Source organism: Xanthomonas sp. WCS2018Noco2-27 (assembly GCF_031843525.1).
Taxonomy (GTDB): domain Bacteria; phylum Pseudomonadota; class Gammaproteobacteria; order Xanthomonadales; family Xanthomonadaceae; genus Xanthomonas.
This window is the reverse complement of the sequence record NZ_JAVTIK010000005.1, coordinates 236,726-263,040: the sequence shown is the minus strand read 5'-3', so window position 1 is coordinate 263,040 and position 26,315 is coordinate 236,726. Positions and strand designations below refer to the sequence as shown.

The 26,315-nt window shown below is 64.7% G+C and carries 18 protein-coding genes; 6 read left to right on the top strand and 12 right to left on the bottom strand.

Annotation, left to right across the window (positions count from 1 at the left end; all coding sequences use genetic code 11):
• Positions 1 to 466 precede the first annotated feature (466 nt).
• The 4 genes from leuB to leuC all read right to left on the bottom strand — a co-directional run bounded on the left by leuB (position 467) and on the right by leuC (position 4,513).
• Complete coding sequence (leuB, locus tag RQH86_RS11565) at positions 467 to 1,540, bottom strand: 3-isopropylmalate dehydrogenase (protein WP_311238517.1); 1,074 nt, start codon at positions 1,538 to 1,540, stop codon at positions 467 to 469.
• A 37-nt stretch (positions 1,541 to 1,577) separates the two neighbouring features.
• Complete coding sequence (locus RQH86_RS11560) at positions 1,578 to 2,363, bottom strand: class I SAM-dependent methyltransferase (protein ID WP_311238518.1); 786 nt, start codon at positions 2,361 to 2,363, stop codon at positions 1,578 to 1,580.
• Positions 2,360 to 3,007 (bottom strand): 3-isopropylmalate dehydratase small subunit, encoded by a 648-nt coding sequence (leuD, locus tag RQH86_RS11555; RefSeq protein WP_055848425.1) that lies wholly within the window; start codon positions 3,005 to 3,007, stop codon positions 2,360 to 2,362. The genes RQH86_RS11560 and leuD overlap by 4 nt, the downstream gene beginning before the upstream one ends.
• Positions 3,008 to 3,073: 66 nt before the next feature.
• Positions 3,074 to 4,513 carry a 3-isopropylmalate dehydratase large subunit gene (gene leuC, locus RQH86_RS11550; RefSeq protein ID WP_055848422.1) on the bottom strand — a complete coding sequence of 480 codons (1,440 nt, stop codon included), beginning with the start codon at positions 4,511 to 4,513 and terminating at the stop codon, positions 3,074 to 3,076.
• A gap of 122 nt (positions 4,514 to 4,635) precedes the next feature.
• Here leuC and RQH86_RS11545 point away from each other — a divergent pair, with 122 nt between their 5' ends.
• Positions 4,636 to 5,514, top strand: coding sequence for a LysR family transcriptional regulator (locus RQH86_RS11545; protein ID WP_055848419.1), 879 nt, complete (start codon positions 4,636 to 4,638; stop codon positions 5,512 to 5,514).
• Positions 5,515 to 5,550: 36 nt separating this feature from the next.
• On the opposite strand, the gene RQH86_RS11540 is transcribed toward RQH86_RS11545, so the two are convergent.
• Positions 5,551 to 5,832, bottom strand: coding sequence for a hypothetical protein (locus RQH86_RS11540; RefSeq protein WP_311238519.1), 282 nt, complete (start codon positions 5,830 to 5,832; stop codon positions 5,551 to 5,553).
• Between the two features lie 98 nt (positions 5,833 to 5,930).
• The gene (locus tag RQH86_RS11535; RefSeq protein WP_311238568.1) at positions 5,931 to 8,933 is read right to left on the bottom strand and encodes a two-component regulator propeller domain-containing protein; all 3,003 of its coding nucleotides are present in this window, start codon (positions 8,931 to 8,933) and stop codon (positions 5,931 to 5,933) included.
• A gap of 334 nt (positions 8,934 to 9,267) precedes the next feature.
• Here RQH86_RS11535 and RQH86_RS11530 point away from each other — a divergent pair, with 334 nt between their 5' ends.
• The 3 genes from RQH86_RS11530 to RQH86_RS11520 all read left to right on the top strand — a co-directional run bounded on the left by RQH86_RS11530 (position 9,268) and on the right by RQH86_RS11520 (position 12,115).
• The gene (locus RQH86_RS11530) at positions 9,268 to 9,921 is read left to right on the top strand and encodes a TetR/AcrR family transcriptional regulator (protein WP_055848412.1); all 654 of its coding nucleotides are present in this window, start codon (positions 9,268 to 9,270) and stop codon (positions 9,919 to 9,921) included.
• 128 nt (positions 9,922 to 10,049) lie between these two features.
• Positions 10,050 to 10,706 carry a protein-L-isoaspartate O-methyltransferase gene (locus RQH86_RS11525; RefSeq protein ID WP_055850279.1) on the top strand — a complete coding sequence of 219 codons (657 nt, stop codon included), beginning with the start codon at positions 10,050 to 10,052 and terminating at the stop codon, positions 10,704 to 10,706.
• Positions 10,707 to 10,726: 20 nt separating this feature from the next.
• Positions 10,727 to 12,115: a TolC family outer membrane protein gene (locus RQH86_RS11520; protein WP_311238520.1), complete on the top strand. Its 1,389-nt coding sequence runs from the start codon at positions 10,727 to 10,729 to the stop codon at positions 12,113 to 12,115.
• 560 nt (positions 12,116 to 12,675) lie between these two features.
• On the opposite strand, the gene waaA is transcribed toward RQH86_RS11520, so the two are convergent.
• Positions 12,676 to 13,992: a lipid IV(A) 3-deoxy-D-manno-octulosonic acid transferase gene (gene waaA, locus RQH86_RS11515; protein WP_115554551.1), complete on the bottom strand. Its 1,317-nt coding sequence runs from the start codon at positions 13,990 to 13,992 to the stop codon at positions 12,676 to 12,678.
• 76 nt (positions 13,993 to 14,068) lie between these two features.
• Between waaA and RQH86_RS11510 the strand changes: the two genes are divergently transcribed.
• Positions 14,069 to 14,989, top strand: a complete 921-nt coding sequence (locus tag RQH86_RS11510; RefSeq protein WP_311238521.1) for an LpxL/LpxP family Kdo(2)-lipid IV(A) lauroyl/palmitoleoyl acyltransferase — start codon at positions 14,069 to 14,071, stop codon at positions 14,987 to 14,989.
• Positions 14,990 to 15,074: 85 nt separating this feature from the next.
• On the opposite strand, the gene RQH86_RS11505 is transcribed toward RQH86_RS11510, so the two are convergent.
• Genes RQH86_RS11505 through RQH86_RS11495 form a run of 3 tightly spaced genes read right to left on the bottom strand, consistent with a single transcriptional unit; the run spans position 15,075 to position 17,710 of the window.
• The gene (locus RQH86_RS11505; protein WP_311238522.1) at positions 15,075 to 16,409 is read right to left on the bottom strand and encodes an O-antigen ligase family protein; all 1,335 of its coding nucleotides are present in this window, start codon (positions 16,407 to 16,409) and stop codon (positions 15,075 to 15,077) included.
• Positions 16,390 to 17,502: a glycosyltransferase gene (locus RQH86_RS11500; RefSeq protein WP_311238523.1), complete on the bottom strand. Its 1,113-nt coding sequence runs from the start codon at positions 17,500 to 17,502 to the stop codon at positions 16,390 to 16,392. The genes RQH86_RS11505 and RQH86_RS11500 overlap by 20 nt, the downstream gene beginning before the upstream one ends.
• A 10-nt stretch (positions 17,503 to 17,512) precedes the next feature.
• Positions 17,513 to 17,710 (bottom strand): zinc-finger domain-containing protein, encoded by a 198-nt coding sequence (locus RQH86_RS11495; RefSeq protein ID WP_055848389.1) that lies wholly within the window; start codon positions 17,708 to 17,710, stop codon positions 17,513 to 17,515.
• Between the two features lie 703 nt (positions 17,711 to 18,413).
• Here RQH86_RS11495 and RQH86_RS11490 point away from each other — a divergent pair.
• On the top strand, positions 18,414 to 21,755 hold the full coding sequence (locus RQH86_RS11490; RefSeq protein WP_311238524.1) for a GH92 family glycosyl hydrolase: 3,342 nt from the start codon (positions 18,414 to 18,416) through the stop codon (positions 21,753 to 21,755).
• Between the two features lie 515 nt (positions 21,756 to 22,270).
• Here the strand turns inward: RQH86_RS11490 and RQH86_RS11485 are convergent.
• Together RQH86_RS11485 and RQH86_RS11480 are read right to left on the bottom strand one after the other, a co-directional pair.
• The gene (locus RQH86_RS11485; protein WP_055848385.1) at positions 22,271 to 24,580 is read right to left on the bottom strand and encodes an NADP-dependent malic enzyme; all 2,310 of its coding nucleotides are present in this window, start codon (positions 24,578 to 24,580) and stop codon (positions 22,271 to 22,273) included.
• 198 nt (positions 24,581 to 24,778) lie between these two features.
• Positions 24,779 to 26,125: a dicarboxylate/amino acid:cation symporter gene (locus RQH86_RS11480; protein WP_055848383.1), complete on the bottom strand. Its 1,347-nt coding sequence runs from the start codon at positions 26,123 to 26,125 to the stop codon at positions 24,779 to 24,781.
• Positions 26,126 to 26,315 lie beyond the last annotated feature (190 nt).

Here is a 26,315-nt window from a genome sequence, read left to right as displayed (position 1 = left end):
GTTGTTCAATCTTGTGCTGGCACCGACAGTCAAGGTGTTTTTGCTCTTCGATCCGCAGCATTGAAATGAAAGCGCGGTGTCGTCTCTGGGGTCGGGACCATGTGGCGGCATGGATGCCGCCACTGAGCCTCCAGGGACGGATTTACGGCGTGTCCCGACACCGGAGACGGCACCGTGCCACCGGCATATCGACACACGAAGTCTGTCAGTTCTGGGCGGAAGCAAAGATTTACTGAGGGACGCTTGCACGCGCGCCGCCGTGAGACACGGCCGCAAGTACGTCCGTGTAGCAACTGTGTTGGTCAGGACCTCAATCCGCGACCTTTGATCGGTTTCCTTCGGGCGTGTCCCGACACCGGATGCGGCGGCGCGCACCGATGGACTCCGCAAAAACGAAAGCGGCCATCGCCCAAACAGGACGATGACCGCCAGTACGTTCGACAAAACGATACATCCAACCAACGCTTTACAGCGCAGCCACCACCGCATCACCCATCGCGACCGTACCGACCTTGGTGGTGCCTTCTGACCAGATGTCGGCGGTGCGCAGGCCCTGGTCGAGCACCTTGCCGACGGCCTTCTCGATTGCATCCGCGGCGGCAGCCTGCGCGAAGGTGTAGCGCAGCATCATTGCCACCGACAGGATGGTCGCGAGCGGATTGGCGATGCCCTGCCCCGCGATATCCGGCGCCGAGCCGTGACACGGCTCGTACATGCCTTTGCTGTTGGCATCCAGCGAGGCCGAAGGCAGCATGCCGATCGAGCCGGTGAGCATCGACGCCTGGTCGGACAGAATGTCGCCGAACATGTTGTCGGTCACGATCACATCGAACTGCTTGGGCGCGCGCACCAATTGCATGGCCGCGTTGTCCACGTACATATGCGATAGCGCGATGTCCGGATAGTCTTTGGCGACTTCTTCCACCACCGCGCGCCACAACTGGCTGGAGGCCAACACGTTGGCCTTGTCGACCGAGCACAGTTTCTTGCCGCGCAAACGCGCCATCTCGAAACCGGCCTTGGCGATGCGACGAATCTCGCTTTCGCTGTAGGGCAAGGTGTCGTAGGCCTGACGCTCGCCATTTTCCAGCGTGCGATTGCCGCGCGGCTGGCCAAAGTAGATGCCGCCGGTGAGCTCGCGCAGGATCAGCAGATCCAGTCCCGCAACGACCTCCGGCTTGAGCGTGGAGGCATCGGCCAACTGCGGATACAACAACGCTGGACGCAGGTTGGCGAACAAACCCAGCTGCGAGCGGATCTTGAGCAAACCACGCTCCGGGCGCAGCGACGGATCGATGCTGTCCCATTGCGGCCCACCCACGGCGCCCAGCAGCACCGCGTCGGCAGCGCGCGCGCGCTCCAGCGTTTCGTCGGCTAGCGGGCTGCCGTACTTGTCGTAGGCCGCACCACCCAGTTCGTCGTACACCAGGCTGAAACCCAGGCCATGTTGTGCGTCGACCCGCGTCAACACCTTGACCGCTTCGGCCATGATCTCCGGGCCGATGCCGTCGCCAGGAAGAATCAAAATCTGCTTGCTCATGCAATCCTCGTGAGTTGGTGCCGTAGCAACCTGAAAATCAACGTGCTGCCCATACCACCAGCACGTCACTGCTGAAGGAGCCATCGGCTGCAATCTGAAAGTAATCGCGTACTTCGTCTACCGCCGCGTCCTGCAACCCGCGAATGGCTGCGCGCAACACCTCGGGCGTGCGCATGCGGTCGACCCAGCTCAGATAGTCCAGCTGTAGCCGTTGGCAATGATGACGCTGCACCTGCAAGCCGGCATCGCCCAGCATCTGCAACCACTGCGCAACACTGTAGTCGCGCACATGACTGGTATCGCGCAACACCTCGATCGCCTGCAGGTGCGTGTCCAGCAATGGCAACCCCGGCGCGACCACATCGATAAAGGCGGCAACGCCGCCGGGACGCAAGACGCGCCGCACTTCGCGCAGTGCCTGCCCCACGTCGCTCCAGTGATGCGCCGAGTAGCGGCTGACCACTGCATCCAGGCTGCCGGTCTCGAACGGCAAGCGCTCGGCAACGCCTTGCACAGTGCGCACTTGCGTCAGCCCACGCTCGGCGGCGGTGGCCGCCACGACGGTGAGCATATCGGTAGACAAATCGTAGGCCACCACCTCGGCCATCAACGGCGCCAGCTGGAAACTCACATGCCCGGCACCGCAGCCAAGGTCGAGCAATCGCCCGTTGCGATGACCCGCCAGGCCAGCGCGGAGCTCGGCGAACTCGGCGCCTTGCGCATGCACGTCGCTCTGCAGATACGCGTGCGCCTGCGGCCCGAACTGCGCAGCGACATGTTCGCCCAGCGCCCCCGTATCGGCGGTGTTGGCAATCGCGTTCACTGCAGTGCGCCGAACAACCACGGTTGGCGCGCGCGATGGCCTTGTTCGAAGCGGCCGATTGCATCGGCGTCCTGCAAGGTCAGGCCGATGTCGTCCAGCCCGTTGAGCAGACAGTGTTTGCGGAATGCATCGACCTCGAAGCTGTACTCCACGCCGTCGGGGCGGCGCACGCGTTGTGCGGCCAGATCCACGGTGAGTTGATAGCCCTCGGTGGAAAAACATTGCTCGAACAAGGCGTCGACTTCTGCTTCGGTCAGCACGATCGGCAGCAGGCCGTTCTTGAAACTGTTGTTGAAGAAGATGTCGGCAAAGCTCGGTGCAATCACCACGCGAAACCCATATTCGTCCAACGCCCAAGGCGCATGCTCGCGCGAGGAACCGCAGCCGAAATTCTTGCGTGTCAGCAACACGCTGGCGCCTTGATAGCGCGGGAAATTGAGCACGAACTCCGGGTTGATCGGCCGCTGGCTGTTATCGCGCCCAGGCTCGCCGATATCCAGATAACGCCACTCGTCGAACAGGTTCGGACCGAAGCCGGTGCGCTTGATCGACTTGAGGAATTGCTTGGGAATGATCTGGTCGGTATCGACATTGGCGCGATCCAGCGGCGCCACCAGTCCGGTGTGTTGCGTGAAAGGAGTCATAGAAAGGCCGGGAATTGGGAGTGGGAAATAGGGAATAGGCAGAGCGGAACGGGGCGTGGCGATTCCCTATTCCCGATTCTCGATTCCCTGCAGCTCACGCACATCGACAAAGTGGCCGCTCACCGCCGCCGCTGCAGCCATTGCCGGGCTGACCAGGTGGGTGCGTCCGCCGGCGCCCTGGCGGCCTTCGAAATTGCGATTGGAGGTGGAGGCGCAATGCTCGCCGCTGCCGAGCTTGTCCGGGTTCATTGCCAGGCACATCGAGCAACCCGGCTCGCGCCATTCGAAACCGGCCTCCAGAAAGATCTTGTCCAGGCCTTCGGACTCGGCTTGGGCCTTGACCAGACCCGAGCCCGGCACCACCAGCGCCTGCTTGATCGTGGACGCCACCTTGCGGCCCTTGGCCACTGCGGCGGCGGCGCGCAGGTCTTCGATGCGCGAGTTGGTGCACGAGCCAATGAACACCCGATCCAGGCGGATGTCGGTGATCGACTGATTGGCCTTCAGGCCCATGTATTTGAGCGCGCGCTCGATCGAGTCGCGCTTGGTCGGGTCCTGTTCGGCTGCCGGGTCAGGTATCTGCTGATCTACCGCCAGCACCATTTCCGGCGAGGTGCCCCAGCTCACTTGCGGCTTGATGTCTTCGGCACGCATCTCCACCACGGTGTCGAAGTGCGCCCCCGGGTCGGAGACCAGCGTCTTCCACAGTGCAACGGCGGCATCCCAGTTCGCATCCTTGGGCGCGAACGGGCGGCCTTTGACGTAGGAGATCGTCTTGTCATCCACCGCCACCATGCCCACGCGCGCACCGGCTTCGATGGACATATTGCAGATGGTCATGCGCCCTTCCATCGACAGCGCTTCAATGGCGCTCCCGGCAAATTCCAGGGCGTGCCCGTTGCCACCGGCCGTGCCGATCTTGCCGATCACCGCCAGCACAATGTCTTTGGCAGTCACGCCGAACGGCAGCGTGCCGTCGACACGCACCTGCATGTTCTTCATCTTCTGGGCGATCAGGCACTGCGTGGCGAGCACGTGCTCGACCTCGGAGGTACCGATGCCGTGCGCCAGCGCGCCGAACGCGCCATGCGTGGAAGTGTGCGAATCGCCGCAGACCACGGTCATGCCCGGCAAGGTGGCGCCCTGCTCGGGGCCGACCACATGCACGATGCCCTGGCGCGCATCGTTCATCTTGAACTCGAGGATGCCGAAGTCGTCGCAGTTCTCGTCCAGGGTCTGTACCTGCAGGCGCGAGACTTCATCGCTGATCGACTCCAGGCCACCCTGCCGCTCGGCGCGCGTGGTCGGCACGTTGTGGTCGGGTGTGGCGATGTTGGCGTCGATGCGCCACGGCTTGCGGCCGGCCAGACGCAGTCCTTCGAAGGCTTGCGGCGAGGTCACTTCATGCAGGATGTGGCGGTCGATATAGATCAGCGACGAACCGTCGTCGCGGCGCGTGACCTCATGCAGGTCCCACAATTTGTCGTACAGGGTCTTGGCAGTCATCGCGGCGATCCGGTGAAGTGGCGGTTGGTGGGTGCACCATTTGGCTGCATTCGATGCTAGGAGCTTGCCTTCGATAACGCAAATTCATATTGTTTATTCAACAAATGAAATTCAGGAATGGTATGGATCTGGCGAGTCTCAGCGCTTTCGTCGCAATTGCTGACAGCGGCAGCTTTTCGGCGGCCGGTGAAGCGCTGCATCTCACCCAGCCTGCGGTAAGTAAACGTATCGCCTTGCTGGAGGGGCAATTGTCGGCTCGGCTGTTCGACCGCCTGGGCCGCCAGGTGGTGCTGACCGAGGCCGGCCAAGCCTTGTTGCCGCGCGCCCAACGCATCCTTGCCGAACTGGAAGACACGCGTCGTGTGCTGGAGCACCTGGGCGCCTCGGTTGGCGGGCGCTTGAGTCTAGCCACCAGCCACCACGTCGGCCTGCATCGGCTTCCTGCATTGCTACGCAACTTCGCCGCGCAACACCCGCAGGCCGCACTGGACATCCAGTTTCTGGATTCTGAACTGGCCTATGCGGCGGTGCTGCGCGGGGAGGTGGAACTGGCGGTGACCACGTTGGCGCCGGACACGCGTGCACCGCTGCGTGCGCAACCGATCTGGCACGACCGCCTGCAATGCGTGGTGGCGCCCGACCACCCGTTGGCCGCATTGCGCAAGGTGACGCTGGACGATGTGGTGGCGCATCCGGCGGTGCTACCCGACCCCGGCACGTTTACCCATCGCATCGTCGCCGGCCTGTTTGCCGAGCGCGGCCTGGTGCCGCACCTGCGCATGACCACCAACTATCTGGAGACGATCAAGATGTTGGTCTCGGTAGGACTGGCGTGGAGCGTCTTGCCCGAACGCATGATCGATCACCAGATCGTGGCGCTACCGCTGGCCGATGTGGCGCTATCGCGCGAGTTGGGATGCGTCACGCACGGCGGACGCACCTTGTCGCGTGCGGCACAGGCGTTTGTTGCGTTGTTGCAGTTGCAGGCGGAGCGGCCTTAGGGCGCCCGAAACAACCTTGAATGGGTTGTTGAACGCTCAATCATTGCGCGGCAATAGCCCGGCCTTTTGGTACCACCGAATGCAAGCACCTTCCAACACAGCTCCGACAATCAAGCCAGGAAGAAACAGTGCGCCATGCCAAAAAATCGTGCCGACGCAGAGCGGAATCACACCGAACCAGCAACACCACTTGTCAGGCAGTGGCAACACTTTGTAACGCTCGCCCTTTTCCGGACTCCGGCGAAAATCCGCCTTGTTGAGCACAGCGAGCAGCCCCAAGATTGCGAAATAAGTAAGCACCATCCATAGCAGCAACATAAGTTCTCTAGCCTTCACGATTCGATACACCACCACGCGCGTGAGACTTACGCACCGGGGTCACAGCGCCTTCTTCAACGCACCACCGTGCCATCGCACTACCGAACGACCAATCGATCGCGCCCCTGCCGCTTGGCCTGATACAGCCGACGGTCTGCCAACGCGAGCAGTTCGCGTCGAGTCGGCGCTTCATCGCTCATCGCCATACCCATGCTGGCGGTGCACCGCACCGTGATGCCTTGCGCATCGACGTCGATTGCCGCAAGACGTTGCCGCATGCGTTCGAACAGCGCGCGCGCCTGCACGGCATCCAGCCCGGTGGCCGCCAGCAGAAACTCTTCGCCGCCATGGCGCGCAGCGAAGCACTGCGCCTGATCCTGATCGCTCAATGCCTCGCCCAGCGCGCTCAATACCGCATCGCCGACGTCATGGCCATACTCGTCGTTGATGTGCTTGAAGTGGTCGATATCCATCAAGGCCAGCGCCAGCGCGGCACCACCGCTACGCGCATCGTCGAACCATTGCTGCAGCACACGCTCGGCTTCGCGCCGGTTGGGCAATGCGGTCAGCACATCGTGGCTGGCGCGGTATTCCAGCTGGCGCATCAAGGCTTCGCGCTCCTGACTGGCCTGTTGCAGCGCGAGATTCTTGTCGCTCAGTTCGCGGGTGCGCTTATCGATCACGGTATTGAGTTGGCGCTGGCTGCGCCGATAGCTGGCCGTGCGCCACAGATAAAATCCGTAGATCAGGCTCGCCAGCGCAAGGATGCCCAATGCGATCACTTCGCCACGGCGCCACCAGGGCGGCGCTAACGCGATGACCAGACTGGATTCCCCCAGCAGCGCGGTCTGACGCCAATCCACCGGCAGCGACATCGCCTGCACGCGGAAGCGAAAACGGCCCGGCGGCAGGTTGGTGTACACCGCCTCGGTTGCGTTGTCGGCATCCACCCAATCCGGGTCGAAGCCGTCCAGGCGATAGCGGTAACGCACCTTGTCCGGGCCACGGAAATTCAGGCCGGCATAAGTGATTGCAATGCGGCGGGTCTCTGCGCCGAGCTGGTGGGGGCCGCTCAACGGTTGCACCATGCCGTCGACCAGCAAGCGCTCGAACACGATCGGCACGCGATGGCCTTGCAAGGTGCCGACGCGCGCCGGATCGATCACGCCCAGCCCGGCCGAGGTGGGAAACAACAACCGCCCGGCCTGTGTCAGCCAGCCAGCGGGGGCGCTGCTGCCGTTGCCTTGATTGCTGGGCATGCCATCGCTGCGGTCCACCACCTCCACACTCAATTGTTCGCGGGTACCGGCATCGATCTGGTCGAAGTCGTTGCGCGCGATGCGGAAGACGCCGTGGTTGCTGGATAACCACAGATAGCCGTGGCCATCGTCGATCACGCGGAACACCTTGTCGCGTGGCAATCCGACGCGATGGTCGTAGACGCGGAAGTGGTCGCCCTGCAGGCGCAGCAAGCCGCGATCGCTGGCGATCCAGAGATCGCCACCGGCATCGCGCAAAAAGTCGAAGGCGTTCTGCCCGGGGAAATCCTGTTCGCCCAGCCACGCTCGCGTGCTGCCGCCCGGCGACAGCCCGGTCATACCGCGATCGGTGCCGATCCAGATGATGCCCTGCGTGTCGCGATACAGCGCCTGCACCGAGCCGTCGGGCACGCCATCGGCGGCGGTGTAGCGGCGCGCCTTGCCATGCCGCCAGCGCACCAACCCGCCGGTGGTGCCGATCCACAGATCGTCGCCATCGGGCAACACCGCGCGCACCGACAACGACGGCAGGCCATCGCCGGCGCCGATGCGCACCAGCACCTTCCCTTGCGCATCCAGCCGCAGCACGCCCTGACTGTAGGTACCCGCCCAAACCCCGCCGTCGCCGGCATCGGCCAGCGACAACACCGACTGCTCCAGCACACGGCCGCCTTCGGCCGGCGACAGCGATATGCGGCTGATCTGATCGTCGCGCCAACGGTCCAGACCCACCGCGCTGCCCACCCACACGGTGCCGTTGCTGGTCTGCAACACGGTGCGCACGTAATCGGAGGCCAGGCCGTCCTCATGGGTCACGCCGTGCGCGGCGCCCTCGGCAATCCGGAACAGGCCATGCGTGCTGCCGACCCAGATCAGGCCTTCGGCATCTTCCAGCAATGCCGGGCTGGCGACGCCGGTGATCGAAATCTGCTCGTCCGGCACAGCCACCCCGCTGTGCACCACCAACGTACCGGTGGGCATGCTCATCCATAGATGCCCACGCCGATCCAGTAGCAGCGCATCGACCCGCTGCCCCTGGCGAAACCGCTGCAGCCCGCCGCCGCGACTCCACCACCACACACCGTCATCGCCGGCGACCAGCAATCCGCCCTGGCGATCGCTGGCAAGCCGGCGCACCGGCACCGCCTGCATGCCATGCATTGTTCCCCAGGCCTCGGCGGCGCCGCCATTGCGGGGCAGACGGTACAGCCCGACCTCCGTGCCCACCCACAGATCGCCAGTGTCGTCGGCCGACAACGCGGTGATGCGTGCGCGTGGCAGGTCGGTCTGACGCCCAACGTCAACCAGGCGCCCATCGGCTTCGAGCCGATACAGCGTCTGCGGCGTGCCCACCCACAGGGCGCCGTCGGCACGACGCAATAGCGCGCTGACCGCCAGATGGCGTGCCGTAGCGTCCCCCAATTGCTGCCAGTGGCCGTCCTGATAGTGATAGACCCCGTCGAACGCGGTGCCGAACAACATGCCGCCGGTGCTGTCGCGCACCACCACGAACACGCCGCCCAATTCGGCGCCCGGCGTGTTCTGGCGGTCGTACACGGTGAAGTCGCGGCCGTTGAAGCGCGCCACGCCTTCCCAGGTGCCCACCCAGATCAGCCCGTCTTCGCCCTGGGCCACGGCGTGCACCAGGTTGTGCGGCAGGCCGTCGTCCATGTTCCAGCGCGTGACGGTGTGATAGGCGGTGTGATCGAGCGCCTGTGCGCCAGCCTGGGACAGTCCCAGAACCCCGCAACACAGCCCAAACCACAGCCACACAAGGGCCGCCCGCAGCACGCGTGTGCTGCGAACGCAGCTTGCATGCGTCTGCGCCCCGACCCCGTCCACGTTCCCCATACCCCTCATCCGTGCCCGCTGACCATGCGTGCCGGTATGTACCGACAGGCCTGAGGCAATCTATCACCGGGGTTTTCGGGCCGCCCTAGGTGGATTCCCCACAGCTGCCGGGCCAACCATGACACCGGGAGGCATTCAACTGAAACAATGAATGCCCATCATCATCTGCATGGCGGTTGGGCATTGCGCCCACAGTGTCGTCGCTTCGCTGCGGCTCGTCCGTTGCCTCGATCGCTCCCAGGCTCGACCAGTTGAAGCACCCGCGCGCTGATGCATTCAGGCCGTCGAGTATAAATATAGAACCCGATGGTCTAGTATTGACCGTATGTCCAGCTCGCCCCCCCTCAAGTCCAAGGCCAAGAGCAACGGCCCTGGGCGTCCCAAGGATCTTGGGAAACGTGCCGCCATCCTGGGTGCTGCCCGCGCCCTGTTCATGGAGCTAGGCTATGCCGGGGTCAGCATGGATGGCATCGCTGCCCAGGCTGGCGTCTCCAAGCTCACCGTCTATAGCCACTTTGGCGACAAGGAGAGCCTGTTTTCCGAGGCGATCCGTGCGCAATGCCAGCAGATGATGCCGGACGACCTGTTCGACCACGCGCCCGAGGGTGCGCTGCGCGACCAGTTGGTCGAAATCGCGCATGCGTTCTTTGCCATGGTCAGCACCGAGTCGGCCATTTCCACCCACCGCATGATGATGGCGCCCGGCACCGGCGATGTGCATGTGCGCGAAATGTTCTGGGAAGCCGGCCCCAAGCGAACCCAACAGGCATTGGCGGATTTCCTGTCGGCGCGTGTGGCCGACGGCCAGCTCGACATCGCCGATCTGGCGCGCGCGGCCTCGCAATTCTTCTGCCTGCTCAAGGGCGAGCTGTATGCCTTGATGATGTGCGGCCTGCACGGCCAGCCCACCCGCGCGCAGGTGGATGAGCACATTCAGTCCAGCGTGGACTTCTTTTTGAGGGCGTATGCGCCCCGTTGATCGCCCCGGGCCTTTGGTGGCGATGACTTCCGGCACTGCGCCAGCGGCCGGCGCGCAGCGATGCTAGATGCGCCAGTTGCCCCGTGCACCGGTAAAATGTTCGCCCCACCGCGTTGGATAACCGCACCATGACGATCGATTTCACCCAGGCCCGCGAAAAGATGGTCGAACAGCAGATCCGGCCGTGGGACGTGCTGGACCTGCGCGTGCTCGACGTGCTGGCGCGCCTGCCGCGCGAAGCCTTCGTGCCGGAGGCCTACAAGACCTTGGCCTATGTCGACGTGGAAATTCCGCTATCGGCCGGTCACAAGATGATGAAGCCGGTAGTCGAAGGCCGGATGTTGCAGGCGCTGGATCTGCAGCCGGGCGAAGACGTGCTGGAAATCGGCACCGGCAGCGGTTTTTCCACCGCCTGCCTGGCCGCACTCGCGCGCGAAGTGGTCAGCCTGGAGATCGATCCGGCACTGGCAGCGGCAGCACGCGCCAATCTGGACAGCACCGGTGTGGGCAGCAATGTGCGCATCGAAACTGCCGACGTGTTCGGGTGGCAGAGCGAGCGTCGTTTCGATGCCATCTGCGTGACCGGCGCGGTCGATACGCTGCCGACGCAGTGGCTGCAGTGGTTGCGCCCGAACGGCCGGTTGTTTGTGGTGCGCGGTCACGCACCGGTGATGGAAGCGGTCCTGGTGCGTGGCGACGTCAACGCCCCGCGCATCGAATCGTTATTCGAAACCGATCTCGCTTATCTCCAGGGCGCCGCACCGACGCCCCGATTCCAATTCTGATTCCCAAGGAAGCTTCCCCGATGATCCGCCGATCCCTCGCCCTGGCCCTGGCCCTGGCCGCCGCCCTGTCACCGATGGCAGCGCATGCCACCGATCTGCTGCAGGTCTATGAAATGGCACGCAACGGCGACCCGCAGCTGGCCGTGGCCGAGTCCACGCGTCTGGTGAATCGGGAGGGGCAGGTGCAGGCGCGTGCGGCGCTGTTGCCGCAGTTGGACGGTAGCGCCGGCTACACCCAGGCACATCGCGAGCTGGAAGGCGTGGATGGTCGCTCCACCACCAAGCAGCGGCAGTACACGGTTCAGGGCAGCCAGACCATCTTCAACTGGGCGCAGTTCGCCAACCTGCGTGCGCAGCGCGAAGTGGCCAAGGCCGCAGACTTCACGTTGGCATCGGCCAACAACGACCTGATCACCCGCACCTCGGCGGCGTATTTTCAGGTGCTGGTCGGTATCGAGTCGCTGGCGGCGGCAGAAACCAACGAAGCGGCGGCCAAGAAGCAGTTCGACTACGCCGACAAGCGCCTGGAAGTAGGCCTGGCGCCAATCACCGACGTGCACGAAGCGCGTGCGCAGTACGACCAGGCGCGTGCCGACAGCATCAACGCACGCAATACGCTGAAGGATTACTACCAGGCGTTGACCGAACTGACCGGCCAACCGGTAGTCGGCCTGCGTGCGCTGCCGGAAGACTTCCGCCCGGAAGTGCCGGCTGCTTACAGCAACGTCGATCAGCTGGTATCGGCCGCCATCGCCGACAACCCGGCGCTGAAGGCGCAGCAGCTGCAGGTCAGTGCAGCCGAGGCGCAGGTCAATGCGGCGCGTGCCGGCCATTACCCCACCTTGAGCCTGGGCGCCAATATCGGTCGCAGCAATAGTTGGGGCGGCCAGGGCACGGTCGATCAGGCCGCAGGTAACTTCACCACCGCGGGCCGCGATATCGATACCGATTCGGTCGGCATCACGCTGTCGATCCCGATCTTCGCCGGCGGTGCGACGCAGTCGGCCGTGCGTCAGGCGCTGTCGCGTCGCGATATCCAGCAGGACACCTACGAGCAGCAGAAGCGCGCGTTGGACCGCAATACGCGCAATGCCTATCAGACCGTGGTCGCCGGCATCAGCGAAGTGGAAGCGCGCCGTTTGGCAGTGGTCTCCGCGCAAGCCGCCTACGATGCCTCGCAGGTGGGTCTGGAAGTCGGCACGCGGACCGTGCTGGACGTGGTGCAGAACCAGCGCACCCTGTTCCAGGCGCAGTTGAACTACGCGCAGTCGCGCTACACCTTCCTGCAGAATCGCCTGCTGCTCGGCCAGGCCATCGGCAAGCTCGACATCACCGACCTGCAGGATGTGAATCGCCTGCTGTCGCAGGATGCCGAAGCCAGGCTGCAGGGCAGCGGCTCGCTGCAGTAAAGCGAGCGGATAGGTCACTAAAAAGGCGGGCGAAGGCCCGCCTTTTTTATGTCCGATGCAAGCGCGTACCTGGCTGCGTGCGATACCTGCGATGACTGCCGCATCAGCGGGTGATCTGCCGCTTGGCTGGAGTGCCCTTGCCGCCCGCCATCGCGGGACACGCCGCAAGTAGGTCCTTGTAGCGGCATTCATGCCGCGTAAGAGCCCGCGACGGTGGGCGGGCAAGGACCAATCAAGATGGTCGATGTGCGTAGCTCTTCTCAAAGCAAACCACACCCTGTCTGGTGCGGTGTCCTCGCCACTTGCGGGACCGTGTGGCGGCATGGATGCCGCCACCGGGCCTCCACGGACGGAGTCACGGCGTGTCCCGCGAGCTGTGAGGACACCGCGCCCTCGACCAATGCGGCTTGAGACTCTCCAGATGACGCCAAAAAGTGGCTAACGAAACGACCGCGCGATCGCCACGTTTGATTGGTCGCGCCAATACCGCTTGATGACGTGACTTGGCATGACTGCAATAGGTTCTCTGCAACGATGCAGCACGCACGCAGTTAGATCTTTCAAGACTCCACACCATCACCAACCACCTGCGGCAAATCAGGCGCGATCTGCACCAGCGTGCGTGCCACTGCGCCCTTGCCATTGGCGACCAATGCCAGGCCAGCGGCGGCCATCACGTCGCGCTGCGCGGAGTCGGACAGCAGACGCGCAAGATCACGATAAACACAGTCGGCGTCCTCGCAGATTGCGACCGCATCAGCTTCGCGCATGCGTCGCGAAATTTCCGAGAAGTTATGCAGATGCGGGCCGGTCACTGCCGGCGTGCCAACCGCTGCCGGTTCGAGCAAGTTGTGCCCGCCGATCGGCTGCAGGCTGCCACCAACGAAAGCGACCTGCGCGCATGCATAAAAACTCATCAGCTCGCCCAAGGTATCGATGACGAAGACCGTATCGTGCGCTTGCGGCCACTGCTGCGCTTTGCGTGTCGCCACGCGCCAGCCGCGCTCGCGCGCCAACGCCTCGACCTTCGGAAACCGCTCGGGATGGCGTGGCGCCCACAGCAGCAGCAGGTCCGGAAACTGCACCAGCAACTGCGCATGAATATCGGCCACCGCCGCCTCTTCGCCCTCATGCGTGCTGGCGGCAATCCACACCGGTCGCGTTGCCGGCACATGGGTACGGAACTGCGCGACCAGCGCCTGTAATTGTTCGGGGGCGGCGATATCGAATTTGAGATTGCCCAGCGCCACCACTTGGTCCGGACGCGCGCCAAGGGTGATGAAGCGCTCCGCATCGTCCTGCGACTGCGCCGCCACGCAGGTCACCGTGCGCAGCGCGCGGCTGATCAAGGGCGCCAGCACGCGGTAACCGCGCAACGAGCGCGCTGACAAGCGGGCGTTGAGGATGTACAGCGGAATCTGGCGGTCGCGGCAACCGAACAACATGTTCGGCCATAGCTCGGTTTCCAGAATCAGCGCCAGCCGCGGGCGAAAATGTTCCAGAAACCGCCCCACGCTGCCGGGCACGTCGTACGGCAGATACACATGGTCGACCGCATCGCCCCACACCGCGCGCACGCGCTCGGAACCGGTGGGCGTGATGGTGGTGATCACCCAGCGAATATCCGGGCGCTGCGCGCGCAAGGCGTTGACCAGCGGCGCGGCTGCATTGACCTCGCCCACCGACACCGCGTGCACCCACACCCGCGGGCGGCCGCAGGCATGCGTGTACGACGCATAGCGCTCGTTCCAGCGGTTGAAGTATTCGCGCACGCGAAAACCGCGCCACACCAGGTGGTACACCGTGACCGGCAACAACAGGTAGAGCAGCGCCGAGTACAGCCCGCGCAACAGCCATTCGATCGGGTCTTTCCGCATGCGTGCAGGATACGGGAGCGCCTGCACGTGCGCATGTGCACGCTGCCCGATGCGCCCGATCCCTTAGAATCGCACCATGTCCGAGTCCGCCAACGTCGCCGTCCGCCCCTCCCTGCGCAACCCCAAGCATTGGCCCATGTACCTGGGCCTTGCGGTGATGGTGCTGGCCGGGCGCCTGCCCTGGACGCTGCAACGCGCGGTGGGCCGTGGCGTGGGCTGGATCGCGATGCGCGTGGCGGGCACGCGTCGACGCGCTGCAGAGGTCAACCTCAAACTGTGCTTTCCCGAGCAGGACGATGCGTGGCGAGCGCGACTACTGCGCGACAGTTTCGATGCGCTGGGCGTGGGCCTGTTCGAATTTGCGCGTGCGTGGTGGGGCAGCATCGACGCCATTCGCCCAGGCGTGCAGATCGAAGGACTGGAGCATCTGCGGCAGCTGCAGGAACAAAAGCGCGGCGTGTTGTTGGTGTCCGGCCACTTCATGACGCTGGAAATGTGCGGGCGGCTACTGTGCGACCACATACCGCTGGCCGGCATGTACCGCAAGCACCGAAACCCGGTGTTCGAATGGGCGGTCAAGCGCGGCCGCTTGCGCTATGCCACGCACATGTTCGCCAACGAGGATCTGCGCGCCACCATCAAGCACCTCAAGCGCGGCGGTTTTCTGTGGTACGCGCCGGACCAGGACATGCGCGGCAAGGACACCGTGTTCGTGCCGTTTTTCGGGCACCCGGCCTCCACCATCACGGCCACCCATCAGCTGGCACGGCTGACCGGTTGCGCGGTGGTGCCGTATTTCCATCGCCGCGAAGGCGGCCGCTACATCCTCAAGATTGCGCCGCCGCTGGCAGGCATTCCGTCGGAGGATGTGATCGCCGATACCACGCAGGTCAATGCGGCGATCGAGGACATGGTGCGCGAGGCGCCGGATCAATACCTGTGGATCCACCGCCGCTTCAAGCGTCAGCCGGGTGGGCGCAGCGCGTTCTATCAGTGAGCTGTCGCCGCAGGTGGCGCGCCGATGATGGCGCGTTGCGCGCAGGTCTCCCCTGCCCGGCACCCGCGATCACGATGCCAGCGGCTCAGCCCAGCGGCGGCTGATCCGCGTCGTCGTTGAGCAACGCGCCGGCATACAACCCGGCCAGCATCAGACTCAAGCCGCCCCAGAAGCTGGAATAGAACGCCAGATGGGTATTGAGCGGGAAGACGGTGGCCACCAACGCGATCATCGCCGGCCGCGCCTGCTCGCGCGCAGCCACGCTGGAATAGCGCCACGCACGCCACGCCTGCGCCGCACCGGCCAGCCATAGCAGCAAGCCGATCACACCGGTTTCGGCCAGAATTTCCAGCACGATCTGATGCGCGTGGAAGGCCGGGCCATCGCCCCAGGCCGGCGCCTGTGCAGGGGCCGGATTGCAGGCTGGATATGCCTGTCGGAACCCGCGCGCGCCCACCCCATTGAGCGGATGCGCGCGGATCATGCACAGCGCTGCGCCCCAGATCTGGCCGCGCCCGGACAAGGCCTGATCCACGCCCTGCTCGCCATTGCCAAATGCCAGGGTGGTGCGCTGGATGCGCTCGCGTGCCTGTGGTGCCACCACCACCACGCCACCAGCCAGCAGCACGCCAGCCACCGCAACTGCCAGCAGGCGCCGGCCACCCAGCAGTTGCCAGCCGGACAGCAGCACGATCACGCCGTAGGTGATCCACGAGGCGCGCGACCCCGCCAACACCAGCACCACGCCGACCGCCGCCGCCGCGCCCGCCCAGGCCCAGACATTGCGCCGCCCCAGTGCCAGCAGCAGGAACGGCGACAGGCTGGCCAGGGTCTGCCCGAACTTGAGATTGCACGGCCCCAGCACGCCGCTGAGGCGGTCGGCCAGCGCCAGCTCCTGCGGCGTGCACAGCCCGTGGCCGCTGATCAGCTGCTTGAGTTGATCCAGCGCGAAGAACAAGGGACTGCTGCCGATGGCGGCCTGCAACAGCGCGTCCAGCGTCCACACCCCGCCGATCACCGCCAGGCCGATGAAGGTGCGGCGTCGCCGCTGCGCATTGGCCACCGCAATCGCGCACAGCCACATGAAAGGCAGATAGCGCAGATCGGTGGCTGATTTGCGCAGCGCGCGACCGACATCCATCGCATCGAACGCGGACAGCATCTGCGGCAGCCAGTACGCAAAGAACAACACACTGGTCAGCGCCCAGGCCGCACCGCTGAGCAGGCGTGTGCCACCGCGAAAACGTGCGTGCAGCAAGCGATACGCCGCGAACAACGCGCCCAGCGACAGCACGGTTTCGGCCAAGCCGGGCGTGGGCCACAGCGCGACAAACAGGAGCACCCATAGCGGCGCCCAGCGCCCGGCATCAGGCGTCAATGCGGGCGCGCTTATTGGAGCGTCAGCGGCGGAGTTCGTCATAGACCTTCAAGGTGGCCGATTGCATGGCCTGCAACGTATAGGGGAGGACCGCCGGCGGTGTGGGCGGGTGCTGCAGAAGCTGCAGTGCCTGAGCGCGCAGCGCATCGGCATTGAAGGCCGGCACCGCGCCGCCGGGCTGCAGCTCGGCAAGCAATTCGCCAACGCCGCCATGCTGCCAGCCCAGGACCGGCCGGCCCACCGACAAAGCCTCGACCACGGTACGGCCGAAGGCTTCGGGCTTGCGCGACAGCTGCAGCACCAGATCGCTGGCGGCATAGGCATCGGCAATGCGCGTGGTGGGCTCGGTGAAGGCGACCGCTTCGGCCACCCCCAACCGCGCTGCTTCGGCTTCCAGCTCGCGCACATACGCCTCGCGCCCGGGTTCGCGCGCACCCGGCAGCCACAGCCAGGCCGGCACGCCGGCAGCGCGCACATCGGCCAGCAGCTGCAGACCATCGGCATGGCCCTTCAAGCGCGTGCCGCGACCCGGCAGCAGCAGCAGCGGTGCGTCGGACGGCAGCCCAGGCAACAGGGTCTGGACCCAGCTGCGCGCGCGCCGATCCGGTCGCAAGCGGCGCGGAAACTGGGCGATGTCGACGCCACGCGGAATCGTGCGCAGATGCGCCGGATCGGTCTGCGGATAGTGCGTGCAGACATAGTCGCGCACGGTTTGCGAGACGCAGATGACGCGTTCGCCATAGGTCATGACCGCGCTGTAGCGGCTGGGCGAATTGAGCCCGTGCACGGTGGTGACGAAGCGCGGGCGCGTGGCTGCGGGCATCCCGCGCAGCGCGTACCAGCCCAACCAGGCCGGCAGCCGCGAACGCGCGTGCACGATGTCGGCACCGAGTTCGGCAAACAGACGACGCAGGCCGACCACGTGGCGCAGGGTCAGCAGCGACTTGCGGCCGATGTCCAGGGTGAGGTGCTCACCGCCGGCTTCCAGCAACTGCGGGACCAGTCGCCCGCCAGCCGATACGACCACGGCGCGATGGCCGGCGCGCACCAGCGCAGCAGTCACTTCCAGGGTGGAGCGTTCCACGCCGCCGGACTGCAGCGCCGGCAGCAATTGCACCACGGTCAGGCGGTGCATGCAGCCAGGATCAGTCGGCGAGTACGAACAGCGAGCCGCAATACGGGCACTTGGCTTCGCCGTTGGGTTCGTCTTCGATCGGCAGATACACGCGCGGATGCGAGTTCCACAGCGCCATCTGCGGCGTCGGGCAGCTCAGCGGCAGGTCTGCCCGCTGCACGGTGTAACGCTTTTCGGCATTGGCGGGCGCGGTGGCGGTCTGGCTCATGGCGGTGCGATCGGTAAACGAAGACAGAGCGCGGATTCTAGCAGCCTGCCTGCATGCGCAGGGCCGCGCAGTTGCGGGCGTTTTGCTTGCGCACGCGATTGGCAGCCGGGAAGACGGGCGTGGCCCACATGAATGAGCGTGAGTTGCCGAGCCAGGGGGGCATCGGGATCGTGGGGTTGGGAGCGCTAACAAATCGCACCGGAGGGCGCCGCCAGGGAACGGATGACCGAATCGTGATGCCCAAACGGTGCCGCGTACCAATGCACCTCGCTGCCGGACGTGCAGCGCGATTGATGGTCGCTCGCGTTGATGCAAGGCAGACCTGCTTGCCAACCACAGAGTCGTTACGCAGGTCTCGCCGTTGTCGGTAGCAACCGGAGCGGTCGAGATGTGCGGTGCCTTGCATGGTGAACGGGTATCGGTGAGCGCTCATCGAGGTGACTGCGCAAACGTCGATATGGAAGAGCGGCATTTGGATGACTCTCTCACCTCCCGCACGCCCAGCGGCGCAGCATCCAGCGCACAGCTCGCTTGCGTGCGCTCGGTGTTTTGTCCACGATCGGCCGGCACCCGAATCTGTGCGGATCGAACAGCACGCATCCCTCTCGCCCGCTGCCGGCATTGCAGCGCAGCGTCCATGCGACGCAACCGGGGCGGCGATGAACGCGCTGCTGCTGGTCCGCCCTCAAGGAGACACCACCACGTGAGTCTGTCGGTCGTTGTGCGGCGTTTGCCGTTGGTTGTTGCGTTGGCACTCGCATCTGCGCACGCAGGTGCGGCAAGCGGGTTTGCCAGTTCCTTCGATCAAGGGCAGCCCATGCCGGTCCAAGCGATGCCTGGCGATGTGCGGATCGCGGTCGGCAGCGGCCCTGCCGCGCCCTACGCGGCCAAGCCCAGCACCGGCTACAGCGGCGCGCATGCGCTGCGTTACGACAGCAGCGGCACGGGAAGGCGCACCTTGTTTGCCACCGACATCGTGATCGATGCGCAGACCACCTTGTCGTGGATGGTGCTGCCGGAGAGCGTCGGCACCGATCATGTCGCCTCGACCTATGTGTCGCTGGATCTGGTTCTCGACGATGGCACGCGGCTGTCCGGCACGTCGGCGCAGGACCAGCATGGCGTGGCGATAGGCGCGCGTGCGCAAGGGCAGTCGAAGACCTTGTACCCGCAGCAGTGGGCACGCAAGGAAGTGCGACTGGGTGAGGTGGCCGGCCTGCGTGGGCGACGCGTGCGGGCGATCGAATTGGAAGTTGCGCCACCTGCAGGCGCGGCCAGTTCCGGCTGGATCGACGACATCGCGCTGGGCGATGTGCCGCTGCCGACGCCAGCACGCCCGTCGGACTGGGTATTGACCACGCGGGGTACGCAGTCCAACGGCACGTTTTCGCGCGGCAACAATTTCCCCGCCACGGCGGTGCCGCATGGATTCAACTTCTGGACGCCGGTGACCGATGCGGGAACGCTGACCTGGCTGTACCGCTGGAACGAGCAGAACGATGCCGACAACCGGCCACGCCTGCAGGCGCTGGCGCTGAGTCATCAACCCAGTCCGTGGATGGGCGACCGGCAGACCTTTCAAGTCATGCCCTCAGTCGGCGCGGGTGTGCCCGAAGCCGATCGCAGCAAGCGTGCGCTGGCGTTTTCGCATGCCAATGAAATAGCGCGCCCGTACCGCTACGCGGTGCAGTTCGACAATGGCCTGCACGCCGAGATCGCACCGACCGACCATGCGGCACTGTTCCGCTTTCGCTTCCCGGATCACGGCGATGCCAATCTGCTGTTCGACAATGTAGATGCGCGCGGCGGACTGCGTCTGGATGCCGCGACGCAGACCCTGTCCGGTTACACCGATGTGCGCAGCGGGCTGTCGACCGGTGCGACACGCATGTATGTGGTTGCGAGCTTCGATCGGCCGTGGACATCTAGCGGCCGCATCGATACCGGGCGACCCACCGGCTGGATCAAGTTCGATGCTGGTAAAGCGCGTCAGGTGCAGATGCGCATCGCCACCTCGTTGATCTCGCTGGAACAGGCCAGACACAACCTGGCGTTGGAAATCGCACCGCAAGCATCCTTCGAGCAGATCGCCGCGCAAGCGCAGGACGCGTGGGACGCATTACTGGGGCGGTTCGATGTGCCCGATGCGACTGCCGACCAGAAAACCACGCTGTATTCCAATCTCTATCGGCTGCATCTGTACCCGAACTCCGCGCATGAAAACGCAGGGAATGCAGACGCACCCGACTGGCGTTACGCAAGCCAGAACAGCTGGTTGGACGACAACATCGACGGCAGCGCGGTGCGCAGTTTTGCACCGATCCGCGATGGCCGGGTCTACGTCAACAATGGGTTGTGGGACACCTTTCGCACCGCGTGGCCGGCCTATGCGCTGTTTGCGCCCGACGCTGCCGGAACCTTTGTGCAAGGCTTTATCGAGCAAGCACGTGCGGGGGGATGGATTGCGCGTTGGTCTTCGCCCGGCTACGCCGACCTGATGGTCGGCACCAGTTCCGATGTGGCGTTTGCCGATGCCTGGCTCAAGGGCGTACAAGGCTTCGACCCGGCCGAGGCGTACACCGCTGCGCTCAAGAACGCCACCGTGGTGGCGCCGGATCGTCACGTAGGCCGCAAAGGCATGGCGCGTTCGACCTTCCGCGGCTACGCCGATACCGATACGCACGAAGGCATGTCGTGGTCGATGGAAGGCGCGCTCAACGACTTCGGCATCGCCAACATGGCCGATGGATTAGCCAGGCAGGCGACCAACGCGAACGTGCGCGAGCGCTATGCGACCGAGGCGATGTATTTCCGCCAGCGTGCGGCCGGGTATTCGGCACTATTCGATCCGGCAATCGGTTTTTTTCAGGGGCGAAACGCGGATGGACGCTGGCGGGTGGATGCGGCGCACTACGACCCGCGCGTCTGGGGCAACGACTACACCGAATCCAGCGGCTGGACGTTCGCGTTCACGGCGCCGCACGATGGCGAAGGGTTGGCCTCGCTCTACGGTGGGCGCGCCGCGTTGGCGGCAAAACTGGATACTTTCTTTGCCACCCCGGAAACCGCCGAGGCAAAATTTGCCGGCTCGTACGGCGACACCATCCACGAAATGACCGAGGCGCGCGACGTGCGCCTGGGCATGTATGCGCACAGCAACCAGACCGCGCACCATATTCCGTGGATGTATCTGTTCGCCGGGCAGCCTTGGAAAACCCAGCAGCTGACGCGCGAGATGCTGTCGCGCCTGTATCTGGGGAGCGAGATCGGCCAGGGCTATGCCGGCGATGAAGACAACGGCGAGATGTCCGCGTGGTATCTGTTCGCAGCGCTGGGGCTGTACCCGTTGCGCATGGGCGCACCGGAGTACGTGATCGGCTCGCCGCTGTTCAAGCATGCAAAGGTGCGCTTGCCCGATGGCGGCACGCTTGTGGTCAATGCGCCGCAGAACTCGCCGCAGAATGTTTACGTGCAATCGCTCACGCTCAACGGCAAGCCGTGGCACAAGACCTGGTTGGCGCATGCGGACATTGCCAAGGGCGCAACGCTGGAGTTCGTGATGGGCCCCACGCCATCACGCTGGGGGAGCGAACCGAAGGATGTGCCGCCATCGTTGACGCCGGCCGGGCAGCGCCCTGCCCCGCTGCACGATCTGCTGGGTGCTACCGCGCGCATTGTGATGAACGATGGCCGCGATATCGCGGCGCTGCATGATGACGATGCAGGCACGGTCAGTGCGCTATCGGCCGTGTCGACGTTGACGCTGAGTGGGCTCGAACCTGGCAAGGCGACGCTATATACCTTGACCAATGGCAGTGCGGCGATTGCTGCAGCTGGCTGGACGTTGGAAGCGCGCAATGCAGATGGTGCGTGGCGGGTGGTCGATCAACGCAGCGACGAGCGTTTTCAGTGGGCGTTACAGACGCGCCCGTTTCGGATTGCGACGCCTGGCGCGTATGCGGAGTATCGGCTGCGGCTGACGATGCCTGCGCGCGCGCAGTTGGCCGAAATCGAGCTATTGGGTGCTGTTCCGGATGCGCGTTGAGAGGGGATGCTTGCTGGCGTGATCGTTTTTGAGTGATGCGGGATTGCTAGCGTTGTTGCTTGCGTCGTTGATCAGCGTTTCAGTGGGTGGCAACGCTGATTCGCTGCTGAGGGTGGATCGTACCCTCACCCCAACCCCTCTCCCGAGGGGAGAGGGGCTTTCAGGCAGTGACTGCACGCTTGGTGTTGCGCTGCTCGATGTCTTGTAGCAACAAGGTTCTCGACAGGTTTCCGTCGTTGCCCTGTCGACCGAGCGCTTGCCACTTCAGATCAACTGTTGCTTGTCAGCTGACTGCTGCCACTTCGGTTCAACTGTTGCTTGTCGGCTGACTGCTGGCACTTCGGATCAACTGCTACTTGTCGGCTGACTGCTGGCACTTCGCTCAGCCATTGCCTCGTCGGCTGATTGCTGGCACGTCGATAGCCGTCGCCTTACGGCCGACTACCAACACTCGATCAACCATTGCCCCGTTGATCGAATGCTTACCAGCACAACCCAGCCGTTACCGCATCAACTCAAGCGTTGCCCTTTTCAGCCGCCGCTTTTTCCGCATCGCGTTGCCTGCGGATTTGCGCATCTACCGCGGCGATCGCGGTCATGTTCATCACCCGGCGCGAGGTGGCGCTGGTGGTGAGGATGTGCACCGGCTTGGAGATGCCCATCAGGATCGGGCCGATCGCCACGCCGTCGGTGAACACGCGCACCAGGTTGTAGGCGATGTTGGCCGCTTCCAGGTTAGGCAGCACGAACAGGTTGGCGCGGCCCTTCAAGGTGCTGTTGGGCATGATCTGCTTGCGCAGCGCTTCGTCCCAGGCGGTGTCGCCCTGCATTTCGCCGTCGATGTTGAGCTCGGGTTTGCGCTTGAGCAGCGCTTCGCGCACCTGGCGCATCTTCAACGCGTCGCGCGAGTCGTGGCTGCCGAAGTTGGAGTGCGACAGCAGCGCGATGTTGGGTTCGATACCGAACAACTTGAGGCGATAGGCGGCCTGCAGGGTGGCTTCGACCACCTGTTCGACAGTGGGGTCTTCCTGCACGTGCGTGTCCAGGAAGAAGAACACGCCCAGCTGGTTGATCACCCCGGTCATCGCCGAGGTGGAACTCACGCGCGGCTCCAGCGGGATCACGCTGCGGGCGTAGCCCAGCTTCTTGTGGAAGCGCCCCACCACGCCGGACAACATCGCATCGGCTTCGCCGCGCGCCACCATCACCGCGGCGATCAGGGTCGGGCGTGAGCGCATCAGCTCCTTGGCAGCAGTGACGGTGACGCCGCGACGCTCGGTGAGCGCGTGGTAGTACTGCCAGTATTCGTTGAAGCGGGGGTCGTCGAGAATATTGGTGATCTCGAAGTCCACGCCGGCGGTCAGGCGCAGGCCCATCCGCTCGATACGCGCTTCGATCACGTCCGGGCGGCCGATCAGGATCGGGAAGGCCAGGCCTTCGTCGACCACGTTCTGCACCGCGCGCAACACCACTTCTTCTTCGCCTTCGGCATACACCACACGCTGCTTGTCGGCACGCGCGCGGTCGTAGACCGGCTTCATCATCAGGCTGGTGCGGTAGACGAACTGGCTGAGCTTGTCGCGATAGGCCTCCATGTCGGCGATCGGGCGCGTGGCCACGCCCGAGTCCATCGCCGCCTGCGCAACCGCCGACGACAGCTCCACCAGCAGACGCGGGTCCAGCGGCCGCGGAATCAGATACTCCGGGCCAAAGCTCGGGGTCTCGCCGCCATAGGCCGCGCCCAGGTCGGAGGCCTCGCGCCGCGCCATCGCCGCAATCGCCTTGACGCAGGCGATCTTCATCTCTTCGTTGATGCCGGTGGCACCCACGTCCAGCGCGCCGCGGAACAGATACGGGAAGCACAGCACGTTGTTGATCTGGTTCGGATAGTCCGAACGGCCGGTGCCGATGATGCAATCCGGACGCACCGCCTTGGCCGCTTCCGGGGTGATCTCCGGGTTGGGATTGGCCAGCGCAAAGATCACCGGCTGGCGTGCCATCGTGGCGACCATTTCCGGCTTGAGGATGCCGGCCGCCGACAGGCCCAGGAAAATATCCGCACCCTCGACGATCTCGGCCAGCGTGCGCTTGTCGGTGTCGCGTGCGTAGCGCTGCTTGTCCGGATCCAGATCGGTGCGGCCGGTGTGGATCACGCCATCGCGGTCCAGCGCCAGGATGTTCTCCGGCTTCAGGCCCAGCGAGACCAGCATGTTGACGCAGGAAATACCGGCCGCGCCCATCCCGGTGGTGGCCAGCTTGACCTCTTCGATCTTCTTGCCGGTGACCACCAGCGCGTTGAGCACCGCGGCGCCGACGATGATCGCAGTGCCGTGCTGATCGTCATGGAACACCGGGATGTTCATGCGCTCGCGCAGCTTGCGCTCGACGATGAAGCACTCCGGCGCCTTGATGTCTTCCAGATTGATGCCGCCGAAGGTCGGCTCCAGGCTGGCGATGATGTCCACCAGCTTGTCCGGGTCGTTCTCGTTGATTTCGATGTCGAACACATCGATGCCGGCGAACTTCTGGAACAGCACGCCCTTGCCTTCCATCACCGGCTTGGACGCCAGCGGGCCGATGTTGCCCAGGCCCAGCACGGCGGTGCCGTTGGTGATGACCGCCACCAGATTGCCGCGCGCGGTGAGCTCGCTGGCCTGGGTGGGTTCTTCGACGATTGCCTCGCAGGCGAAGGCCACGCCCGGCGAATACGCCAGCGACAGATCGCGCTGGGTCAGCATCGGCTTGGTCGCGGTGACCTTGATCTTGCCGGCCGGCTGCTGGCGGTGATAGTCGAGGGCGGCCTGTTTGAAGTCGTCGTTGGACATCGGCTGTGTGAGTCTCGAAGGCGCAGGAGGGCTGAATTCTACCCTCCTGCCTGAACAAGGGCCTGTCGCGCAGCTGTCAGCGCGGCAGGGAGATTGCATGCTGCAGCGCGTCGTACGCTGCGGCCGGTGTTGGCTGGAACCGAAAACGGCCCTGCACCCCGCCGGATACACCGACGGAGAACAGGGCCGTAGGAAGCATCAGCGCGCGCTGATCGGGGCGACGACGCCGGCCGAGGCCACCGGCGCCTGCAACGGCGGCTCGCCGCCATCCAGCACCAGCTTGAGCTGGTCGCGGTCCAGCGCGTTTTCCCAGCGCGACACCACCACCGTGGCCACCGCGTTACCGATGAAGTTGGTCAGCGAGCGGCACTCGCTCATGAAGCGGTCCACGCCCAGGATCAGCGCCATGCCGGCCACCGGCACGTCCGGCACCACCGACAGCGTGGCCGCCAGGGTGATGAAGCCGGCACCGGTCACGCCGGCCGCGCCCTTGGAGCTGAGCATCGCCACCGCCAGCAAGGTGATCTGCTGGCCCAGGGTCAGGTCCACGTTGGTGGCCTGGGCGATGAACAGCGCCGCCAGGGTCATGTAGATATTGGTGCCGTCCAGATTGAACGAATAGCCGGTCGGCACGACCAGGCCCACCACCGACTTCTCGCAGCCGGCCTTTTCCATCTTCTCCATCAGCGACGGCAGCGCCGACTCCGACGAGGAGGTGCCCAGCACCAGCAGCAACTCGGCCTTGAGGTAGCGGATCAGCTTGAGCACGGAGAAGCCGCACAGACGGCAGACGATCCCCAGGATCACCAGCACGAAGAACAGCGAGGTCAGGTAAAACGAGCCCACCAGCCAGGCCAGATTGACCAGCGATTCCACACCGTACTTGCCGATGGTGAAGGCGATCGCACCAAACGCACCGATCGGCGCGGCCTTCATCAGCATGTGCACCAGGCGGAACACCGGGGCGGTCAACGCTTCCAGGAAGCTCAGCACCGGGCGGCCACGTTCGCCCACCAGCGCCAGCGCGATACCGAACAGCACCGCCACGAACAGCACCTGCAGGATGTTGCCATCGACGAACGCGCTGATCAGCGTGGCCGGGATGATGTCCATCAGGAAGCCGACCAGGCTCAGCTCGTGCGATTTCTGCACGTAGGTGTTGACCGCACTCTGGTCCAGCTCGGCCGGGTTGATGTTCATGCCGGCGCCGGGCTGCACCACGTGCGCCACGATCATGCCGACGATCAGCGCCAGCGTGGAGAAGAACAGGAAGTAGGTCATCGACTTGGCGAAGACCCGGCCCACCGTCTTGAGGTGGGTCATGCCGGCGATGCCGGTGACGATGGTCAGAAAGATCACCGGGGCGATGATCATCTTCACCAGCTTGATGAAGGCGTCGCCCAGCGGCTTGAGGCTTTCGGCGAAGGCCGGCTCGAAGTGGCCCAACAGGGCGCCGAGGACGATGGCCACCACCACCTGGAAATACAGCTGGCGGTAGAAGGGCACGGACGCCGGCACCGGGCCGGCAGGCTTGCTGATGTGCATGACACCACTCCGAAGGAACTGGAGGGTGCCTGAGCAGGCACCCGGTGCAGGCATTCTGGGCGCACGTCACAGGCAGGGCCGATAACCCATTGGTACTACGCACTGTCGGCGGGCTGAACGTCGCCTTACACTTCAGCCGCGCCGCCGCCGGCCGTTAATTCCATTTAACGCAGACACCGACGTTTCTGTG